The sequence below is a fragment of the Cricetibacter osteomyelitidis genome (assembly GCF_004340985.1).
In the GTDB taxonomy this organism is placed as follows: domain Bacteria; phylum Pseudomonadota; class Gammaproteobacteria; order Enterobacterales; family Pasteurellaceae; genus Cricetibacter; species Cricetibacter osteomyelitidis.
Window position 1 is genome coordinate 90,191 of record NZ_SLYB01000006.1, and the last position, 22,283, is coordinate 112,473.

16 protein-coding genes are annotated in these 22,283 nt (G+C 41.3%); 7 read left to right on the top strand and 9 right to left on the bottom strand.

All coding sequences use genetic code 11. From position 1 onward, the window contains the following. Positions 1-3 precede the first annotated feature (3 nt). The 4 genes from corC to clpB all read right to left on the bottom strand — a co-directional run bounded on the left by corC (position 4) and on the right by clpB (position 7,680). Positions 4-903: a CNNM family magnesium/cobalt transport protein CorC gene (gene corC / locus EDC44_RS04450; RefSeq protein ID WP_131975776.1), complete on the bottom strand. Its 900-nt coding sequence runs from the start codon at positions 901-903 to the stop codon at positions 4-6. Positions 904-1,022: 119 nt separating this feature from the next. After that, a complete protein-coding gene (suhB, locus tag EDC44_RS04455) occupies positions 1,023-1,829 on the bottom strand; it encodes an inositol-1-monophosphatase (RefSeq protein ID WP_131975778.1) in 807 nt (268 codons plus the stop codon). Between the two features lie 220 nt (positions 1,830-2,049). Next, positions 2,050-4,932, bottom strand: coding sequence for a valine--tRNA ligase (locus tag EDC44_RS04460; protein ID WP_131975780.1), 2,883 nt, complete (start codon positions 4,930-4,932; stop codon positions 2,050-2,052). A 177-nt stretch (positions 4,933-5,109) separates the two neighbouring features. After that, complete coding sequence (gene clpB, locus EDC44_RS04465) at positions 5,110-7,680, bottom strand: ATP-dependent chaperone ClpB (protein ID WP_131975782.1); 2,571 nt, start codon at positions 7,678-7,680, stop codon at positions 5,110-5,112. Between the two features lie 174 nt (positions 7,681-7,854). On the opposite strand from clpB, the gene EDC44_RS04470 reads away from it, so the two are divergent. After that, positions 7,855-8,946, top strand: a complete 1,092-nt coding sequence (locus EDC44_RS04470) for a metallophosphoesterase (RefSeq protein ID WP_131975784.1) — start codon at positions 7,855-7,857, stop codon at positions 8,944-8,946. A 27-nt stretch (positions 8,947-8,973) separates the two neighbouring features. Here the strand turns inward: EDC44_RS04470 and lpxH are convergent, their stop codons facing one another. Further along, positions 8,974-9,678, bottom strand: a complete 705-nt coding sequence (gene lpxH, locus EDC44_RS04475) for a UDP-2,3-diacylglucosamine diphosphatase (protein WP_131975786.1) — start codon at positions 9,676-9,678, stop codon at positions 8,974-8,976. Between the two features lie 111 nt (positions 9,679-9,789). On the opposite strand from lpxH, the gene EDC44_RS04480 reads away from it, so the two are divergent. From EDC44_RS04480 to EDC44_RS04505, 6 genes are all read left to right on the top strand, one after another. Next, entirely contained in the window at positions 9,790-10,515 is a 726-nt protein-coding gene (locus tag EDC44_RS04480) for a 1-acylglycerol-3-phosphate O-acyltransferase (RefSeq protein ID WP_131975788.1), read from the top strand. A gap of 8 nt (positions 10,516-10,523) precedes the next feature. After that, positions 10,524-11,927: a multicopper oxidase domain-containing protein gene (locus tag EDC44_RS04485; RefSeq protein ID WP_131975790.1), complete on the top strand. Its 1,404-nt coding sequence runs from the start codon at positions 10,524-10,526 to the stop codon at positions 11,925-11,927. Between the two features lie 390 nt (positions 11,928-12,317). After that, positions 12,318-14,015 carry a D-lactate dehydrogenase gene (dld, locus tag EDC44_RS04490; RefSeq protein ID WP_424276098.1) on the top strand — a complete coding sequence of 566 codons (1,698 nt, stop codon included), beginning with the start codon at positions 12,318-12,320 and terminating at the stop codon, positions 14,013-14,015. Between the two features lie 181 nt (positions 14,016-14,196). Continuing rightward, positions 14,197-15,207, top strand: a complete 1,011-nt coding sequence (locus EDC44_RS04495; protein WP_131975792.1) for a Fe(3+) ABC transporter substrate-binding protein — start codon at positions 14,197-14,199, stop codon at positions 15,205-15,207. A 408-nt stretch (positions 15,208-15,615) separates the two neighbouring features. Continuing rightward, positions 15,616-17,283, top strand: a complete 1,668-nt coding sequence (locus EDC44_RS04500) for an ABC transporter permease (protein ID WP_131975794.1) — start codon at positions 15,616-15,618, stop codon at positions 17,281-17,283. After that, positions 17,283-18,338, top strand: coding sequence for an ABC transporter ATP-binding protein (locus EDC44_RS04505; RefSeq protein WP_131975796.1), 1,056 nt, complete (start codon positions 17,283-17,285; stop codon positions 18,336-18,338). Before EDC44_RS04500 ends, EDC44_RS04505 begins: the two co-directional genes overlap by 1 nt. Positions 18,339-18,741: 403 nt before the next feature. Here the strand turns inward: EDC44_RS04505 and EDC44_RS12950 are convergent, their stop codons facing one another. The 4 genes from EDC44_RS12950 to EDC44_RS04520 form a co-directional block, all read right to left on the bottom strand. Then, on the bottom strand, positions 18,742-18,894 hold the full coding sequence (locus tag EDC44_RS12950) for a hypothetical protein (protein ID WP_165870223.1): 153 nt from the start codon (positions 18,892-18,894) through the stop codon (positions 18,742-18,744). A gap of 87 nt (positions 18,895-18,981) precedes the next feature. After that, positions 18,982-20,142, bottom strand: a complete 1,161-nt coding sequence (locus EDC44_RS04510; RefSeq protein WP_131975798.1) for a DUF6396 domain-containing protein — start codon at positions 20,140-20,142, stop codon at positions 18,982-18,984. Continuing rightward, on the bottom strand, positions 20,142-21,527 hold the full coding sequence (locus EDC44_RS04515) for a phospholipase D-like domain-containing protein (RefSeq protein WP_243647906.1): 1,386 nt from the start codon (positions 21,525-21,527) through the stop codon (positions 20,142-20,144). The genes EDC44_RS04510 and EDC44_RS04515 overlap by 1 nt, the downstream gene beginning before the upstream one ends. A gap of 72 nt (positions 21,528-21,599) precedes the next feature. Then, positions 21,600-22,283: DUF6396 domain-containing protein (locus EDC44_RS04520; protein WP_131975800.1), on the bottom strand; the 684-nt coding region annotated here is incomplete at its 5' end.

Genomic DNA, 22,283 nt, shown 5'->3' on the forward strand with positions numbered 1-22,283 from the left:
AAATTATTCTTCAGCATTTCCGTCTTTTTCAATTTCTTCTAATTGCTCGTCCGATACGGTTACACGCAACTGAATAATCCGCCGACTATCCGCAGAAGTGATCTTGAAGTTGATATTTTCCAAGGTGATGTCTTCTCCGCGATTCGGCAAATAACCGAACGCCTGCATGATCACGCCGCCAATAGTATCCACTTCTTCATCGGCAAAATGCGTACCGAATTTTTCATTAAAATCATCAATATCCGTTAACGCACGCACCGCATAAGTATGGCGGGAAAGCTGGCGGATATCGGCAATATCTTCTTCATCAAATTCATCTTCAATATCGCCTACGATTTGCTCTAAAATATCTTCAATAGTCACCAAACCGGACACTGCACCAAATTCATCCACCACAATTGCCATATGAAAACGCTCGGAACGAAATTCTTTAAGCATTCTGTCAACACGTTTGCTTTCCGGCACTATCACCGCCGGGCGTAACAAATCCAATAAATTAAATTCTTCTGAATCAGAACGCAGGAATTTCAATAAATCTTTTGCTAATAATAAGCCGGCGATATTATCTCGATCATCACTCACCACCGGAAAACGCGAGTGTGCCGATTCAATAATGATCTCTAAACAGGAATCCAGATCTTGTTCTGTCTGAATAAAGACGATTTGGGAACGGGGAATCATAATATCCCGTACTCGTAACTCGGCGATTTCCATGACCCCTTCGATCATTTCACGGGTATTCTGATCGATCAGTTCGTTTTGCTCGGAATCACGGATCATTTCAACCAGTTCTTCGCGATTTTTAACATCGCTCTGGAAAAAACGACCAAATAAAGATTGGAAAAAAGATTTTTTTTGAGTAGATTCGGTTTGATTTAAGTTACTCGACTGTTCTTCGTTCATAAAATTTTCGTTAGTTTCTGTCGGATTGACGGAATAAAATTATCATATTTACCGTTCATATACAACGAAAAAGGCATAACCCAACAGATTATGCCTTAAAAAGTGCGGTATGTTTTTGATTATTTTTTCAATTCATCAATCAAATGCGGTTGTACCGTATTTAAGATATCTTTCACAATCTTAGCAGAACCGGCAATCACATGACCGGATTTTAAATAGCTGTGTCCGGCAACAAAATCGCACACCAAACCGCCTGCTTCGCGTACAATCAAATCACCTGCGGCAATATCCCACGCTTGCACGCCCATCTCAAAGAAACCATCCACACGATTTGCCGCGACATAACACAAATCCAATGCCGCCGATCCGCTACGACGGAAATCCGCCACTTCGTTTTCCACTAAACTTTGCATAATCACAAATTGTGTCGGCATTAAACGACGTTGTTTGAACGGAAAGCCGGTAGCAAGCACAGTACCTTTTAATTCACGTTTATTTTCAATACGTAAACGAACATCATTTAATTTCACGCCTTTACCACGCACTGCGGTAAATAGTTCATTACGAATTGGATCATAAACCACGCCTACTTCCGTGCGACCTTTTACACGAATGGCGATAGAAACAGAAAAATGCGGGAAACCGTTGATGAAATTAGTGGTGCCATCCAGTGGATCAATCACCCATTGTACATCATTATTAGCCCCTTCAAGTGTGCCCATTTCTTCGCCGATAATCGTGTGATCAGGATAAGATTTTTGCACCACTTCTACAATCGCCGCTTCCGACGCTTTGTCGATATTGGTCACAAAATCGTTTTGATTTTTAGATACGGATTGAACATCATCAAGACGCTCATAGCCTTTCATAATAACATTACCCGCTTTTCGTGCTGCTCGAATAGCGATATTTAACATTGGATTCATATTTCCACCGGATTTTCAAAAGAACAATTACTGGTTGCGGATTATAGCGAAAAATATTGGGAATTGCGAGTGGTTTTCATGCCCCCAATTCTAACATTGTTAACCGTATCCTTAAATTCATGATTTAGCACATAGTAGACAACATTGACTGCTTTTTAGTTGTTTTTCTCTCGCCCGCAAGCAGGCGAGAAGAAGATAAATGCGTAATAGGTAGATCTTCTTACAACGCCTCAATCGCCTGATACTGCACTTTGAGTTTCTCAAGGCCTTCTTGGTAGCCTTGCATTTTTTCACGTTCTTTGGCAATTACCGCTTCCGGTGCTTTGGCTACGAAGGCTTCATTGCCCAGTTTGCTTTCAATGCGTTTGACTTCGCCGTTTAATTTTTCAATTTCTTTATTTAAACGGGCAAGTTCGGCAGCTTTGTCGATAAACCCTGCCATTGGGATAAATAATTCGGCTTTATCTACCAACTTGGTAACGGAAAGCGGTGCTTCTTCACCTTGCACAAGCATGGCAACAGAATCCAGTTTTGCCATTGCTTTGAGCAACGATTCATTGGAATTTAGCACCGCACTTTCTTTCTCGTTTAGATTACGCAGCAATAAATCCAAGCCTTTGCTCGGTGGAATATTGCTTTCTGCACGAATATTACGCACCGCCGTAATCACGTCTTTCAGCCAGTTTACTTCTGCTTCCGCCTGTTCGTCCAGCCAAGTGCGGTCAAATTTCGGAAAGTTTTGTAGCATGATGGTATCCGCTTCAATATTGGCAAAGCCTTTCACTTTTTGCCAAATTTCTTCGGTGATAAACGGCATAATTGGGTGAATTAAACGCAATAATTGCTCTAACACGCTGATAAGCGTGCGGCTTGCACCACGTTTTTGGGCTTGCGTGCCGTTAGCAAATACAGGCTTGGTTAATTCTAAGTACCAGTCGCAGAATTGGTTCCACGTAAATTCGTACACCGTGTTTGCCACTAAGTCAAAACGGTATTGGCTTAAAGCATTGCGATATTCTTGCACCGTGCGAGTAAAGGCACTTTTGATCCAACGATCTGCCAGTGAATATTCCACTTCACCTTCACTTAAATCCAATTTATCGTTGGTCAGCACAAATCGGCTTGCATTCCATAATTTATTGCAGAAATTGCGATAGCCCTCTAAACGTTTCATATCCCAGTTGATGTCACGGCCATTGCTTGCAAGAGCCGCCAAAGTGAAACGTAACGCATCCGTGCCGTGTGCGGCAATGCCATTTTCAAACTCTTTGCGGGTCGCTTTTGCGATTTTTTCCGCTAATTGCGGTTGCATCATATTGCCCGTGCGTTTTTCAAGCAGATCTTCTAACGAAATACCGTCGATCATATCAATCGGATCTAACACGTTCCCTTTGGATTTCGACATTTTTTGACCTTGTTCATCACGGATCAAACCTGTCACATACACGGTTTTAAATGGCACTTGCGGTTTATCGTTTTCATCTTTGATGAAGTGCATGGTAAACATAATCATCCGTGCAACCCAGAAGAAAATGATGTCGAAACCTGTAATCAACACATCAGTCGGGTGGAACATTCGGAGCATTTTGTTTTCAGCATCTTTTGCTTTATCCCCAGTCCAGCCTAAGGTTGAGAATGTCCATAAACCTGATGAAAACCAGGTATCCAATACGTCTTCATCTTGTTTAAGTTCAATATCAGAATTTAAGCTGTATTTTGATCGCACTTCTGCTTCATTACGCGCAACATACACATTTCCTTCTGCGTCATACCAAGCCGGAATGCGGTGTCCCCACCATAATTGGCGGGAAATACACCAATCTTGAATATCCCGCATCCAAGAGAAATACAGATTTTCGTACTGTTTCGGTACGAATTGGATTTCGCCGTCTTCCACCGCTTTGGTCGCTACTTCGGCAAGCGGTTTTACTGACACATACCATTGGTCTGTTAGCATTGGCTCAATCGGCACGCCGCCACGGTCGCCGTAAGGCACTTTTAAATCGTGCGGCTTAATCTCTTCTAATAAACCTAATGCATCGAAATCGGCAACGATTTTTTTACGCGCGGCAAAACGCTCTAAACCACGGAAATCGGCAGGAATTTCAGCCGTATAATCGCTTAAGGGTTTACCATCTGTGCCGATAATTTCTGCTTCATCGCGAATATCCGCATTTAAGGTTAGCACGTTTACCATTGGTAAACTATGGCGTTTGCCCACTTCATAGTCATTAAAGTCGTGTGCAGGGGTGATTTTTACCACGCCCGTTCCGAACTCACGATCCACATAGTCATCAGCAATAATCGGAATTTCACGATTCACCAACGGCAACACGACGGTTTTGCCAATCAGCGATTGGTAACGTTCATCTTCAGGGTGCACTGCTACGGCAGTATCGCCGAGCATTGTTTCCGGACGCGTGGTGGCAACCACTAAATAATCTTTACCGTCGGCAGTTTTTAAGTCGTTCGCCAATGGATAACGGAAATGCCACAACGAACCTTTGCTCTCTTTATTTTCCACTTCAAGGTCGGAAATCGCAGTATGTAATTTCGGATCCCAGTTCACCAAGCGTTTACCGCGATAGATCAAGCCTTCTTCGTGCAAACGCACAAACACTTCTTTTACCGCATTGGACAAGCCGTCATCCATGGTAAAACGTTCGCGATCCCAGTCGATTGAGTTACCTAAACGACGCATTTGTTGGCTGATAGTGCCACCTGAATAGTTTTTCCAATCCCAAATTTTGTCAATAAAGGCTTCACGACCATAATCGTGACGGGTTTTGCCTTCTTCCGCGGCAATTTTACGCTCCACCACCATTTGAGTGGCAATTCCCGCATGGTCAGTACCCGCCTGCCATAAAGTGTTATTGCCTTCCATGCGGTTAAAACGGATTAAAGTATCCATCAAGGTTTGTTGGAATGCGTGTCCCATATGCAGTGAACCGGTCACATTTGGTGGTGGAATCGCAATGCAGTAACTCGGCACATTTTCATTTTCAGACGGTTTAAAATAACCGCTCTCTTCCCAATGTTTATATAGGGCTTGTTCTACTGCTGAAGCGTCAAAGCGGTCAGCCATTTCAAATTTTTGTGTCATTGTTTTTCTCGTTAAATGTTCTTTATATTGTTTTCTTATTTATAAATAAAAATCCTGCAGATTCTACCGAAAATACCCTTTAAATGCAAAAAGGATTCGGTTTGAAAAGATGTCAAACCGAATCCTTTGAATTTTTAGTATCGTTTCACTGAAAATGCGGTCGATTTTCAAAAAGCTTTATTGATTCGCCACAATTCGGCCGTCGATACAATCCACCGTAATCAATTTTTCCGGTAATAATCTGCCGGATAAAATTTGTTGGGCAAGTGGGTTTTCCACTTCGTTTTGGATTGCCCGTTTAAGCGGTCTTGCTCCGTAGATTGGGTCATAACCGATTTCTGCGATAAAATCTAACGCACTATCACTGAACTTAATGTGATAGCCGTGAGTTTCCATACGTTTTACCAAACGTTGTAATTGAATATTTGCAATAGCTTTAATGTTTTCGCGACCTAACGGGTGGAACACCACAGTTTCGTCAATACGGTTGATAAATTCCGGACGGAAATGTTGGCTAACCACGCTCATAACCAAGGTTTTCATTTCATCGTAGGTTTCGTTGGTGCCGCCTTGAATGAGATCCGAACCTAGGTTGGATGTCATAATCACCACCGTATTGCGAAAATCTACGGTGCGTCCCTGACCGTCGGTTAAACGGCCGTCATCTAACACTTGCAATAAGATATTGAACACATCACTGTGTGCTTTTTCCACTTCGTCCAATAAAATCACAGAATACGGGCGGCGGCGTACCGCTTCGGTTAAATAACCGCCCTCTTCATAACCCACATATCCCGGTGGTGCACCCACTAAACGGGACACGCTGTGTTTTTCCATAAACTCAGACATATCGATCCGCACCATTGCGTTTTCATCGTCAAACATAAAATTTGCCAAAGTTTTACACAACTCGGTTTTACCCACACCGGTCGGACCTAAGAACAGGAACGAACCAATCGGACGATTTGGATCAGATAATCCTGCACGGCTACGACGAATGGCGTTCGCCACGGCTTCCACCGCCTCGCTTTGACCGATGACACGTTTATGCAATTCCTCTTCCATCCGCAGCAATTTTTCTTTCTCGCCTTCCATCATTTTGGCAACCGGAATACCGGTAGCACGAGAAAGCACTTCGGCAATTTCTTCGTCTGTTACGCGATAACGCAATAAAGTCATTTCTTTACCTTCGGCCGCATCAGCTTGTGCCAGCTGTTTTTCTAATGACGGAATTACGCCGTATTGCAATTCGGACATTCGATTTAAATCACCGGCACGACGGGCTTGTTCCATTTGGGTGCGAGCGTTTTCCAATTCAGCTTTAATATGTTGAGTACCGGAAAGTGCGGCTTTTTCGCTTTTCCACACCTCTTCCAGCTCGGCATATTCCCGTTCTTTTTCCGCTAATTCGCTTTCTAACATTTCCAAACGTTTACGGCTGGCATCATCTTCTTCTTTTTTCAATGCCTGTTGTTCCAATTTCAATTGGATAATACGGCGATCAAGACGATCCAATGGTTGCGGTTTGGAATCGATTTCCATACGGATCGAGCTTGCCGCTTCGTCGATCAAGTCAATGGCTTTATCCGGCAACTGACGGTCGCTGATATAGCGGTGCGATAACGTCGCTGCCGCCACAATCGCCGGGTCAGTGATTTGCACGTGATGGTGCAGTTCGTAACGTTCTTTCAAACCACGCAAAATGGCAATGGTATCTTCCACACTCGGCTCGCCCACAAACACTTTTTGGAAACGGCGTTCCAATGCCGCGTCTTTTTCAATGTATTGGCGATATTCGTCCAACGTAGTCGCCCCCACACAGTGCAATTCGCCGCGTGCCAGACTTGGTTTTAACAAGTTGCCCGCATCCATTGCTCCATCGGTTTTGCCCGCTCCCACCATGGTGTGAATTTCATCAATAAACAAAATCACACGGCCTTCTTCTTTGGCAAGCTCGTTAAGTACCGCTTTTAAACGTTCTTCAAATTCACCGCGATATTTCGCCCCGGCAATTAACGCCCCCATATCCAAGGAAAGCACCCGTTTGTTTTTCAAACCTTCCGGCACTTCACCGTTGACGATCCGTTGTGCCAAACCTTCCACAATGGCGGTTTTACCCACACCCGGTTCACCGATTAACACCGGATTGTTTTTGGTACGACGTTGCAATACCTGAATAGCACGACGGATTTCTTCATCGCGACCAATTACCGGATCCAATTTTCCGCTTTCAGCCCGAGCGGTTAAATCAATAGTATATTTTTCTAATGCCTGACGGTTTTCTTCCGCATTTTGCTCGTTCACTTGTTGTCCTCCGCGTACTTGTTCGATGGCATTAATTAAATTTTGTTTCTTTACACCGCACTTTTCGAGCAATTTGCCCAATACACCCTGCTCTTCTAAAACGGCAAGCAAAAATAATTCTGATGAAATAAATTTATCTTGTCGTTGTTGAGCGATTTTGTCGCATAAATTCAATAAATTCACAGTCTGACGGGATAATTGTACATCGCCGCCGGTGCCGGAAATTTGCGGTAATTTATTGAGTTCGTTATTTAATTCTTGACGTAACACCGCCAAATTTGCACCGGTTGCAGTCAGGATCGGTGCAATAGAACCGCCTTCTTGTTTTAACAATGCGTTCAAAACGTGGACAGGTTCGATAAATTGATTGTCTTTTCCTAAAGCAAAGGATTGAGCTTCCGCCAAGGCCTGCTGGAATTTTGTAGTAAATTTTTCAATGTTCATAATCGTATCCTTTTTAACATAATATGTTCACGATAATTAAATAGCATCCGTTTTGGGAATTTCAAGGGGGACATTGTTTTTTTATAGCTAATATGTGTGCCGTAGGTTTCACCATAGGCATTTTTGCAATCTTAATGTAAAATATCCACTCAAATTTCTAACAAAGGACTTCCCGTGGGTACGCATTATTACGTTATATTTGGGGCGGCATTTGTCGCCTTACAACTATTTATTTATATTTTTACTCGCACAATGTACTGGATTTTCAGCGGAAAACTAAGCCACCGTGGTCGTCGTGTGTTAGCGTTGCTGATTTTCATTATTCCCAATGCTTTAATGGTACTGCATTTCACTCAAGTGATCACGATTTATCGCGAAATGGCGTGGATGCTGGTGTTTCTACTCTATTCGTCTTTTGTCACCATTGCGATGGCGGCGTGTTTCCGCTTATTACGCAGTGTGATTTCTCACAACGCATTAAATCTTGGTTTGAAAGTATTTTATCCGATTGGCCTGATTTTTTTATTCGCTCTCAGCCTGTATAACGCTTACACGCCAAGAGTGATTCATTATTCCATTACCATTGATAAACCATTGAAACCACTACGTATTGCTATGGCAAGCGATTTTCATTTAGGCGTGTTATTCGGTTCAAAACAGTTAGATAAACTGGCAAATATCATCCAACAGGAAAAGCCGGATTTAGTGCTGTTGCCCGGTGATATTATGGATGATAACACCAACGCTTATGTGGCGGAAAATATGCAACCGCATTTAGCCAAACTGAAAGCACCCCTCGGTGTGTATGCCACCTTGGGCAATCACGACTTTTTCGGTCATCAAAATGCTATTCGCAGAGAAATCGAAAAAGCAGGTATTAAAGTGTTGTGGGATGAAAGTGCGGTCATAAATAATGAATTTGTGCTAGTGGGTCGCAACGACGATTTAGTTCGCAACCGCCCAAGCACTGCGGAATTGCTTAAACCACTGAATACCAAACTGCCGATTTTTGTGTTGGATCACCGCCCGAGCGAAATCGTTGAAAATTCGCAACAGCCTATTGATATTCAAGTATCCGGCCACGCTCACAAAGGGCAGATTTTCCCGGCAAATTTAATCACAAAAATGCTTTATCGTTTAGATTACGGCTATGAAAAAATCAATGGAAGCCACTTTTTTGTCACTTCCGGCTTCGGATTTTGGGGCATTCCATTGCGTTTAGGTTCGCAATCCGAAGTATTTATTATTGATGTAAAAGGGAACTAGCCAATTTTCATTATAATGAAAATTGAACTATAAAAACCGTTCTCCGTTTTCACTCACTTCTAACACTGAGGCCGTATCACCCCAATCCCCTAGCACAATACGGGTAAAGTGCGGTGGAATTTGGTGGATATCTTGTCGATGAGTGTGACCGTGAATGATTTTTTGCACGTTGAATTTATCGAAAGTTTGTAGCACAAAATTCGGATTTACATCCATAATTTCAGCGGATTTGTATTGTTTGTCCCACTTACTTTTACTGCGGATTTTCTCGGCGATTTTTAACCGCACTTTAAGCGGCAGACATAAAAATAATTTTTGTCGCCATTTTTGATGGACTTTGCGGCGAAATTGCTGATATTTCACATCATCCGTACACAATGTATCACCGTGACAAATTAAAATATTTTCGCCATATAAATTTACCACTTGATATTCCGGTAACAAAATTAAACCGCATTGTTCGGCAAATGTTTTTCCGATCAGAAAATCCCGATTGCCGTGAATAAAATAACAGGGAATCCGTTTGTCCGTAAGTTGTTTAATCTGCTGTTGCACGATGTCGATTAATTCTGAGGATTCATCATCGCCAATCCAAAAATCAAATAAATCGCCCAGAATATACACCGCCTCCGCCTTCACCGCTAAATTCTGCATAAAATCCGTAAATAATGCGGTTAAGTGCGGTCGATTTTCACTTAAATGTAAATCTGCAATAAAATAAGTTTTATTCATATCATCTCGAAATAGAAAATTTATTCTTATTATTATACTTTTTTTCTCGGATTTATACCCTTATTCCCTTATTTTCGTTATACTTGCACAAAAAATAAGAAGGAGTAAAAGATGTTAAAATTATTAAGAATTATTATTGTGGTTTTTTGTTGTATTTTAATTTGTATATTTGGCACGATTTACTCTCTGATCCGCTTCCGTCACCCAAGTAATGTCGGCGTATTTGCCCGTTGGTTCGGACGGCTGCATCCCCTATTCGGTTTGGAAGTGGAACATCGTTTTCCAAAAGATGCGGATAAATTCAGTCGCAGCGTTTATATCGGCAATCACCAAAATAACTATGATATGATCACCATTTCTTACATGGTCTTACCCCGTACCGTAACCGTAGGCAAAAAAAGTCTGATCTGGATACCGTTTTTCGGCATTTTGTATTGGGTGACGGGCAATATTCTGATTGACCGTGAAAACCGCTCTAAAGCACACGGCACCATGGGAGAATTAGCACAACGGATTAATGATGAAAACCTGTCCATTTGGATGTTCCCGGAAGGCACTCGCAGCCGCGGCCGCGGTTTATTGCCGTTTAAAACCGGTGCATTTCATGCGGCTATTTTAGCAGGCGTACCGATCATTCCGGTAGTTTGTTCCACCACCCATAACAAAATCGATTTGAATCGTTGGAATAACGGCAAAGTAATTTGTGAAATTTTACAACCGATTGATACTTCCGCTTATAATCGCGAAAACGTGCGTGAATTAGCAGAATATTGCCATCAAGTGATGGAAAAGCGTATTGCCGAATTAGATGCGGAAATCGCACAGGCTTCACATTAGGGCGAAATATGAAAAGTTGCACCAGACGAGATTTGTTAAAAACTTCTTTAATTGCAACCGCACTTGCATCTTTACCTCAGGCGGCGTTGGCAGCAAGTCGCCCGCCATTAGTTATTCCGCCGTTAATGGAAAGCCGCCGCGGCCGCCCGATTCTGCTGACAATGCAAGAAACGCAGACCGCATTATTAGAAAAAAAAACAGTTGAAGTTTGGGGATTCAACGGTCATTACTTGGGCCCGACCGTTAAAGTAAAGCAAGGTGATTATGTCAAATTGATGTATCACAATAACCTGCCCCATGCAGTATCCGTGACTATTCAGGGTTTGCAAACTTCCGGTGAGTCGCTCGGCGGCGTAATGCAGGCACTCAACCCCAAACAATCCTGGGCTCCGGTCGTTCAAGTCACTCAAACCACCTCGACTTGTTGGTATCGCAGCGATACCTTAATGCACTCCGCTTATCAAACTTACCGCGGATTAGTGGGAATGTGGATCGTTGAAGATAATGAAACCCGCAAATCAAATTTACCTAGCAAATACGGTGTGGATGATATTCCGTTGATTTTGCAGGATATGACTTTAAACAGTAGCGGTACGCAATTATTTCAGGCAAATCAACCGCAATTTCTCGGCGAACGCTTATTTGTCAACGGACAAGAATCCCCTTATCTTACCGTGCCACGCGGCTGGGTGCGATTACGTATTTTGAATGCCTCCTTAAGCCGAACTTATCCGTTACATTTCGATGATGATCGCGAATTTTTATTAATCGGTCGCGGTACGGGATTTTTGCCGCAAAGCAAATCGGTCAAATCAATTTTCTTATCGCCCGGCGAACGTGCGGAAATCGTCGTTAATCTCAATGAAGGTGATAATATTTCACTGATTAGCGGGGCAAAACGCAGTTTCTTCGATAAAGTCGGTGCTTTTTTCAGTGCCGATAATGAATTGCATGATAATACCGTATTGGAATTACGCCCCGAAGGTTTACCATCCGCTTTTGACAGTCAAAAAAATTACCGGTTTGTCGCTGCGGAAAGACCGACACAACCAATTGTACAGGAACGCAAATTTCATCTTGATACAAAAAGTTTTATGATCAACCAACGCCGTTTTGATCCTCGCCGTATTGATGTCAGCGCCAAGCTCGACAGCTTGGAACGTTGGACGTTAACGGCAAATGAAGCCACCGGATTTTATATGCAGGGGGCAAAATTTATCGTCGAAAGCGTCGATGGTCAACCGGTGGATGATTCAGATATCAGCTGGCAAGACACGGTTTGGATCAGTGGTGAAACCAAAATTCTGGTGAAATTTGAACATACCTCATCCAATAATTACCCTTTTAGCTTCGGTGCTGCCAATCTCTTATTGGCCGATAAAGGTTGTCAGGGATTAATTATCGTACAGTAATCCGTTATTGCTCATTTTATTGTTGAAGTGGGCTGTCCCCTAAATATTGGATACCAAACCAACTAATTAAGGTGCAGCCCACTTTTAGTTTTCACTCAAAAGTGCGGTCATTTTTCATGGAATTTTGATTCACGACTATTTTTCCTTCAAGTCAACATCTTCTGCCTTTATCCATATATTAATGTCTTTCGATCATTACACCGTTGACGGAAAGTGCGGTATCATTTTAGACACGTTTGCGACCGCGGGAAACCTCAACGACAACCAGCCTTACATTGCCCGTTTAGAGGCAACCATCAACCACCTGTTTTTCGCCTCATAATTCCAATTTACAGCCAATCAGTGTTTGTTATAATGTTGTTAATTTATCCAACAAAAAGGTAACAACTTATGGCTATAACAACACAACAACTGATTGATCAATTAACTGATATTATTGGTAATAAATTCATTATTACCGATCCTGCAAAAACAGAACATTACCGTAGTGGTTACCGTTTCGGTACGGGAAGTGCTATCGCTGTTGTCAGACCTGCTAATTTAGTTGAATATTGGCAGGTATTAAAAGTTTGCGTAGCGGCAGATACAATTATTATCAGCCAGGCAGCAAATACCGGTTTAACGGGAGGCTCAACGCCAAGCGGAGACGATTATGATCGTGATATTGTTATCATCAATACTATGCGCATGAACGGTATCCAATTGATCAATAATGCGGAACAAGCCGTCTGTCTACCAGGTTCAACGTTAAATGAATTGGAAATAACCCTAAAAGCCCATAGTCGTGAACCTCATTCCGTTATTGGTTCATCCTGTATCGGCGCATCAGTGATTGGCGGCGTATGTAATAACTCCGGTGGTGCTCTAGTACAACGTGGTCCGGCATATACCGAAATGGCAATTTATGCCCAACTTAATGAACAAGGTGAACTTGAATTAAAAAATCATTTGGGTATTGAATTAGGTGATGAGCCGGAAGAAATTTTAGAAAATCTCCAGAACCAGCGTTATCAACGTAAAGATATTCAACATGACTGCGGTAAAGGTCATGATCATTCTTATTGTCATCATGTGCGTCAAGTAGATGAAAACTCTCCAGCCCGCTTCAATGCGGATCCCGCCCGTCATTATGAAACATCAGGTAGTGCGGGTAGACTTGCCGTTTTCGCTGTACGTTTAGATACCTTTCCAATGGAAAAAGAAACTGCTGTTTTTTATATTGGAACCAATGATACGAATGTATTAAACGATATCCGCCGGCATATACTTGCCAATTTTCAACAATTGCCTATTTCAGGTGAGTATATTCACCGTGATGCGTTTGATATTGCAGCCAAATACGGTAAAGACACTTTCTGGGTGATCAAAAAATTCGGTACACACTGGCTACCAAAACTGTTTGCCTTAAAAGCAAAAGTAGATCGTATTGCTAAAAAAGTCAGCTTTTTACCTAATGATCCAAGCGACAAAATTATGCAACTGATTGCTAAAATTTTACCGCAGCACTTGCCAAAAATCCTATGGCAATACCGTGATCAATATGAACACCATTTAATTGTAAAATTTGGTGGAACCGGTGTTAAAGAAGCACAAGATTATTTAAAATCCTACTTTGCGGATAAATCCAAAGGGAATTATTTCCAATGTAATGCGGAAGAAACCCAAGCCGCAATGTTACACCGTTTTGCGGTAGCTTCAGCGGCAATCCGCTATCGCGCAATTCACGAAAAAGAAGTTGAAGATATTGTTGCATTGGATGTTGCATTACGTCGTAACGATAAAGCGTGGTTTGAAAAATTACCAACAGAAATCGAAAATAAAATTATCCATAAACTATATTACGGACATTTTATGTGTCACGTATTCCATCAAGACTACATTATTAAAAAAGGTAATGATTGCATGGAATTAGAGCATCAAATGTTAGCCTTATTAAATCAACGTGGTGCAGAATATCCTGCCGAACATAATGTCGGGCATCTATATCAGGCTAAACCTGAATTACGTCAATTCTATAAAGCCTTGGATCCGACCAATAGCTTTAACCCTGGTATTGGGCAAACCTCCAAGAAAAAATATTGGCAATAATATGACCGCACTTTTACATTGATTTTAACGCCAAGGGGAAGTTTATCTGATTTCCCCGTTTTCTTGTTAATTGTGCTACGCCACACAGACATCAAATAAGAATAATTCTTATTGACATTTTATCAATTAACTTATCTAATATTTAGCGCAATTTTGCCTAATCATACTTAAGGAGAGTTTTATGAAAAAATCATTTACAGCTTTAGCCTTAGCAAGCTTAATTTCAAGTGGTGCCTTGGCTAGCGGTGAAGTGAATGTTTATTCTTATCGCCAGGTTTATCTTATCGAACCGATTTTAAAAGAATTTGAAAAAGATACCGGAATCAAAGTTAATACACTTTTTGACAATAAAGGATTAGTTGAACGGGTAAAACGTGAAGGCGAACTGAGTAAAGCGGATGTATTACTCACTGTTGACATCAAACGTGTTATGGAGATCGTAAATGCAGGACTGGCACAACCGATACACAGCCCAGTATTAGAAAAAAATATTCCTACACAGTATCGTGACGATAAAGGTCAATGGTTTGCATTAACCACTCGTGCACGTGCCATTTATACCTCAAAAGATCGTGTCGGCAGATTACCGCAGGATTTCACTTATTACGATTTAGCAAAACCTGAGTTAAAAGGCAAAGTTTGTGTGCGTTCCGGTAAACACGCTTACAATGTTTCATTAATTGCATCAATGATCGCCCACGACGGTGAAGCGAAAGCCAAAGCCTTTTTAGAGGGTTTAAAAGCCAATTTAGCACAAAAACCGCAAGGTGGTGACCGTGATCAAGTGAAAGCAATAAAAGAAGGTATTTGCGATTATGCGTTAGGTAACAGCTATTACTACGGCAAAATGTTAGAAGATGATAATCAACGAGCCTGGGCGGAATCGGTTTACATCAACTTCCCGAACCAGAATGCACAAGGCACGCATATCAATATCAGTGGCATCGCAATCGCCAAATATGCTCCGAACAAAGAAAATGCCGTTAAACTGGCTGAATATTTAAGTGGCGATAAAGCACAACAATTATATGCAGAATTAAACCACGAATATCCGGTTAAAACAGGTGTAGAACCTTCTGCTCTCGTTAAATCCTGGGGAACGTTTGATAAAGATGCCTTACCAATCAGCAAAATCGCTGAAAATTATGATAAAGCACTCAAATTAATTGATGAAGTAAAGTTTGATTTGTAATTTCAATATGTTATCCGGCAAATCGGCTTGTTTAAGCTAATTCGAGGACGAAATACAGTATTGATGCTGTATTCCGTCCTTTTAGTTTTTAATGAATATACTCATGATTGTAATAAAATATGTATTTGCAAATAGCCTGCTCAAGTTTCTTCTCAGCTTTAATATATCGCCATATTCCCTACTCAAAAAAACGCATCGCCTCATTATCCACACAGTTATCTTTCTCGACATATTTTTGATTATCTTATTATTTTCTAAAAATTTTAATCATCCTATTTCATTTTTAACCATCGTATACTACCTGACAATAAGCTATCATCCTCCTCATATCAGCTATTTTTAACTAAAACCGGTGTAAATTTATGTTATAATCATTCTCATTTAATCACTCGCAAATTTGAATCACTAATGCCTTTCTTTTCCGCTAAATTAAGCAAAATAATGTGGTTTCTGACCGCACTTTTTATTACGCTGTTCTTTATCCAGCCGATTATTTCGATTTTTTATCAATCCTGGACAGTTAATTGGCAAAATATTCAGCATCTTTGGCAAACGGTTTTCACCGATTATGTAGCCAATTCAGTACTTTTGGTAATCGGCACGGTTTTTTTTAGCTTAATTTTTGCTTTACCTTGCGCATGGTTTGTTTCTCAATATCAATTTCGCGGACAACGAATTCTGCAATGGCTGCTCTGCCTTCCTTTGGCTATGCCGGCTTATCTGGTCGGTTATCTTTATACGGATCTGTTAGACTATGCCGGTCCGGTACAAGTTTTTTTACGCCAGACCTTTACCTGGCAAAGCGGTCAGGATTACTGGTTTCCGCCAATCCGCACGTTGGGCGGAGCCTGTATTGTGTTGGCGTTGGTATTGTATCCTTACATTTTTTTACTGGTTCGCTTAGCACTATTGGAACAAAGCGAAAACTTAATTCAGAGTGCCAGATTATTGGGCGCAACACCACGAAAATTATTACAAAAAGTCATTTTTCCCCTCGTCCGACCGGCAATCGCTGTTGGTTGCGCCTTGGTTGCAATGGAAACATTAGGCGATTTCGGTACCGTTTCCTACTTTGCCGTTCCTACTTTGACTACCGCGGTTTATGATACCTGGCTAGGCTTGGGCGATTTAGCAACAGCATCGCAGCTATCTGTTTTTATTCTATTATTGATTTTCAGCTTATTAATTTTGGAAAATTACAGTCGGCGCAAACAAAAAACCTATCAGCGAGGTTATGAAAAGAAAACGGAACTCAAACGATTAAGTGGTATAAAATGCATTTTCGTACAAGGTTATTGCTGGAGTTTAGTGGCATTTGCCTTTTTCATTCCCACCCTGCAATTGAGCTATTGGGCAATCCATTATTTTGAACAGGCACAATTACGTTATTTCACTGAATACGCTTATAACAGTTTATTAATTTCTGTTATTGCCTCAATAATCTGCATTATTTTTGCGCTATTATTGCATTTTTATCAACGTTTAAATCTTCGCTCAAAAGCAATTCAGAAAACGACCCAATATGCCTTACATCTTTCCGGTTTAAGTTATGCTATTCCCGGTACGGTATTAGCCATAGGTATCTTAATTCCCTATACCTTTGCCGATCATCAGCTGAACGCATTACTCAAATGGTTGGATTTATCCCCGGTAGGTTTAATTTTTTCCGGCTCAATTTTTGCCTTAGTATCAGCCTATGTGATCCGCTTTTCTGCGATGGCATTGGGTGGCATTCAAACCTCCCTACAAAAAATTGCGCCAACCTTAGATATGGCAAGCCAAAGTTTAGGTACAAACGGCATAAAAATGTTAAAAAAAGTACATTTTCCGTTACTTTCTAAAGGAATTTTAACCGCACTTTTAATGGTTTTTATTGAATGTATGAAAGAACTTAATGCATCCTTATTACTACGACCTTTCAATTTTGATACCTTAGCTACTTATGTTTTTGCTTTTACATCAGACGAGCAACTGGAAAACGCTGCTTTACCCGCCTTAACCCTGATTCTAGTTGGATTAATGCCGGTTATTTGGCTTACCCGCTCACTTATTTTAACCACGCAAAGGGATCGATAATGTCTCATCTCAAAATTCAATCCATTAATTGTCAATACAACCAACAAATCGTTTTACACAATCTCGATCTTCAGCTGGCACACAATGAAATTTTATGTTTATTGGGTGCAAGTGGCTGTGGTAAAACGACCTTATTAAAAGCCATTGCCGGTTTACAACCAATTAGTCAAGGAAAGATTTTGTTACAGGGACAAGATCTTACCTCGGTTCCGGTAGAACAACGCAACATTGGCTTTATTTTTCAGGATTACGCACTCTTTCCCCATTTAACTGTGGCACAAAATATTCAATTTGGTCTGGACAAAAAAAGTGCGGATGAAAAACAACGAATTTTGTACGATATGCTTAATCTAGTACATTTAAGCGGTCTGGAAAATCGCTATCCCCACCAACTCTCCGGCGGCCAGCAACAACGTGTGGCAATCGCCCGTGCCTTAGCTTGTCAACCGCAACTTTTACTGTTGGACGAGCCGTTTTCCAATATTGATAGCCAGATACGCTATCAAATGATTGACGAAATTAAGCAAATTTTAAAACAACAAGGCATTTCAGCGATTTTTGTCACACACAGCAAAGAAGAAGCCTTTGCTTTTGCGGATAAAATTGCCTTAATGAAAGACGGTAAAATTATTCAAAGCGGAGAAACGGATAAACTCTATTATCAACCCAACTGTAAATTTGTAGCAGAATTTCTTGGCAGTTGTAACTATATTGATTGTTATATTGATGAGAAAAATCGGCTCCATTCGCTTTTTGGTGTACAGCAGCTTAATGATGAAATCAATTTGGCAAATGGTAAAACAGCGAAAAAAAATACCGCACTTCAATGGCTTATCCGCCCCCATCACATTCATATTGTTCCGAATTTACAAGGTAATGGTCTGATTTTACATAAACAATTTTTAGGACAATATTATCAGTATCAGATTCAAATTGTTGGCAGCGCAACCTTAACGGAGATAAAAGTACAATCCAATCAATTCTTATCGATCGGACAAAAAGTGCAGCTATCCTATCAAGATACTCATCCGATCTTATGGCAAACAGATTTGTAAACATATTAATACATTTATAAAAATAATATGTAATTTCCCCTAAAATAACACAACTCCATAGTAGAATATCTCAACAAAACTTGGAGAAAATGATGACAAAACGAATGAGTGAATCTCAAATTATTGCGGTATTGAAAAGAAGCCGAAGCAGGTATGATGGTTAAAGATGTGTACCGTAAACATGGGATATCCAAGTGCGACATATTATAAATGGCGCGCCAGATACGCGGTGGCATGGAGATTTCCGAAATCAGTAGATTGCGCGAGTTGGAAGAAGAAAACCGTCGTCTTAAGCAGATGTATGCAGATTTAAGCCTTAAATCAATGTTACAGGAAGAAATCTGTGGCACAACGCAAAACATGGATGAAATCGCTGCAGGTAAGTTTTTCGGTAAGTATAGCGTTAAGTTGTCTCTTTGTCGGTTAATCCTTGTGAGGTACGGCGGGAGTTCGGCCCGCCCCCCATATCCAGTTGACCGATGATATGATAAAAACCGATAACCGCCGCGATAGCAAGAAATAACAGGGTGACAAACAGGTATTTTAAAAATCTCATAGCACAATGAAAAAATCAAAAATGTTGATACAAAATAACCACCTAACCACCGCGCTTTTAAAATTTAAAAAGTGCGGTGGGGTTAGCCTACTTTTTCTTTTTCACTTCTTTCGGCAAGCCCGTCGCTTCATCAAAGCCTGTGTCAGGATCTAAGCCTGCCTGGCGTGCCAGATGATACATTAACGCTTCGCTTGGTCTTGGCGGGGCTTCGCCCTCATACCAACGTTGAAATGCAATCTTGCCGCCCCATTCGGGCAGCGGGGCGGGCGGAAGTGGTATTATCTCGTCTAAATCGGGGACAGTGGGGTGGAGATAGTCGTTATAAGATAAATAACGCCAAATAATCTCGTAACGTTGAGAACGTTCAGAATCCAATTCTAGTTTTAAATTAGTTAAATAATCTTCTTTACTTTCTTTTTTAAAGATTTCAACTAAAATAGTTGCAGAAATACTACTGCCATTTTTTACCCCTTGGTGAAATGCTCTTAACGCATTTGTATATTCTTTTCTTCCTTCATACCGCAATCCCAAATAATCAGAAGCACTCCCTAGACCTTGTTCAGATGCACAAGCATATAGCTGTTCTGTAATTTTTAGCCTCATTTCTAGAGTCTCTTTATCATCAATATCTCCTAATATTTCTGCGATAGCATATTGTGCCTCTCTACTTCCTAAATCCGCCGCCTTGCGTAAATAGGCATATTTGCCGTCTTTTTCCGTGCGTACACCGTAACCAATATCTAAATAGCTATAGAGTTTATAATAAGCAGTTGCAGGCAGCTGTTGTGCAAAATGTTCATTTAAGCTGTGTACCTCACTTTGCGGAAACTGACTACTGATACGCCCGCTTTTTAAGAGATATTGCAAACGTAAATTGGCTTTATAATCGCCGTTTAATGCCGCAATACGGTAAAAACGGGCTAAGCCGTTCCACACCTCATCGCCTTTTTTGCCCGTCCACATATTGTGCAGGTCGTAATAGAGTGCGTAATCATACAGTTGTTGGACTTCTTGTGAGCGTTCGGGACGTTCTTCGTGTTGACACTGAAAATCTAAATGAGCTTGGAGTTGCGTTAATTTTGTGTTGTTCATCTTTCGTTTCTCTTTGTCGGTTAATCCTTGTGATGTCTGGCGATATTTCGGCCCACCGCCCATATCCAGTTGACCGATAACATGATAAAAACCAATAACCGCTGCAACGGTTAAAATCAGTACTGTGATAAATAAATATTTTAAAACTTTCATCATTAATCCATACGGCTGATATCCGGATCGGTACGTAAAAATTCACGTAAAGCACAATTATAAGAATTTGCTATTTTTTTATTTATATTAATGATTTCTTGCCATGAACTAAATGCTTTTGCTGCCACCTGATAATCGTGCATCTTATCCGGATTCGCCGCCGGATTATTACCGGTATGCAATCCCCATAAACGCTTACGCAATGCCTGCGTGCTTTCATGACATTCGGTTAAAATCCCCAACTCAGTATCCAACTGCATACTGCGCGTATTCAAATTCGCCGAACCGATAAACGTAAACACATCGTCCATTATCGTGACCTTAGAATGCACATAAACTTCAGCCGGTTCGTCTTTCCCCTGTTTCTTATAAGTATGCACATACTTGCCCGTTTTATCTTTCGGCATCAGCGTGCAAATATGCGCCTTAATCCCCGGATTGTCGCTAAGCTCATAGCCGAGTTCTCGGGTGAGATTCGTCTCTTTGGTCTCGTCGTTATCATCTGCGGTATCCGCTGTGTCGGCATTTTCCGTTTTCAACGCCTCTATCCGTGTCATTTCCTGCCTAACCCATTGTCGCTGTTCCTCCACCGTTTTCAGATTTTGATTTAATAACGGTTTGGCAGCGGGAATATAATTCAGCGCATCGTTTCTTACCTTTGTCTCTTGAATATCCAATATCTTGAGCTGCCATTTCAATTCCTCCTCCCGAACCGCTTTCGCCACATTCGGCATAACGTCCTGCCGCCCTAATAACCTTAACATATCATTGGTGGTCTTTGTTCCTTTACCAATCCCCGCATCCGACGAATTAGTTATCGCAAACCAGTGAATCGGGCCTTCCCGTCCTGCACCGCGCATTCTCTCCCAATGTTCGATAAATGCCGAAACCAGCGGCGGAAAACGGAAATATTGGTTTTCCGTATAAATATAGCTGGTCGTTTGTTTGATGTTTTTTAAATAGACTTGCATGATGTCTTCTACATCGGGGTCGTCATATGTGCGGACGATTTGCGCCATTAACAACTTGCCCTCCGCACCCAATTTCGTGTTCGGTTGATAATCCGTTCGCACAAACCGTTTTCTCTGCTCCATCAAGTCGGTTTCAATATTATCTGTCCCCCATTGGGTATTATTTTGCCTGTCCCAAGATTGACAAAAATTATAATTGATATCCCACAGCACCTGTCCGGTTACAATAGAGGAAACATCTTGCATCGGTGTGACACAATTTTTGCCCAAATGCGGTGCACGGGTATTAAGCGAATGCTCGCTGTCATCCCAGTAGTTATCCAACATATTATGCTCCATCACAAAACCGACCGCCCGTTTGGGCTCTTCATAATCAATCAACACCGTTTTTTGATGATGGGAAGGCGCTCTAAACACAATGAAAAAAATCAAAAATGTTGATACAAAATAAATAACCACCGCGCTTTTAAAAAGTGCGGTGGGATTAGCCTACTTTTTCTTTTTCACTTCTTTCGGCAAGCCCGTCGTTTCATCAAAGCCTGTGTCAGGGTCTAAGCCTGCCTGACGTGCCAGATGATACATTAATGCTTCGCTCGGTCTTGGCGGGGCTTCGCCCTCATACCAACGTTGGAAAGCAATCTTGCCGTCCCATTCGGGCAGCGGGGCGGGCGGCAACGGTACAATATCATCTAAATCGGGAACAGTGGGTTGGAGGTAATCATTATAAGATAAGTATGTTTTAATAATCTGATATCGTTTAGAACGCTCTTGATCTTCAGATAAATTCAGAAAGTCCATTTCCCCCTCTTTTGCTTTACCGCTAAATCCGTCAGCTAGCCATAATGCAGATTGAGTGTTACCATTTTTTACACCTTGGTGGAAAGATTCTAAGGCTTTTTCATACCTCTCTGTACTTTTTAAAAGAATCCCCAATCTATCAGAGGCAATTCCAAGCCCTTGTTCTGATGCGCAAAAATACAACTGTTCAACTATTTTTAGTCGCATTTCCAGCGTTTCTGTATCGTCAATGTCTCCTAATATTTCTGCAATAGCATATTGTGCCTCTCTACTTCCTAAGTCCGCCGCCTTGCGTAAATAGGCATATTTGCCGTCTTTTTCCGTGCGTACACCGTAACCAATATCTAAATAGCCATAGAGTTTATAATAAGCAGT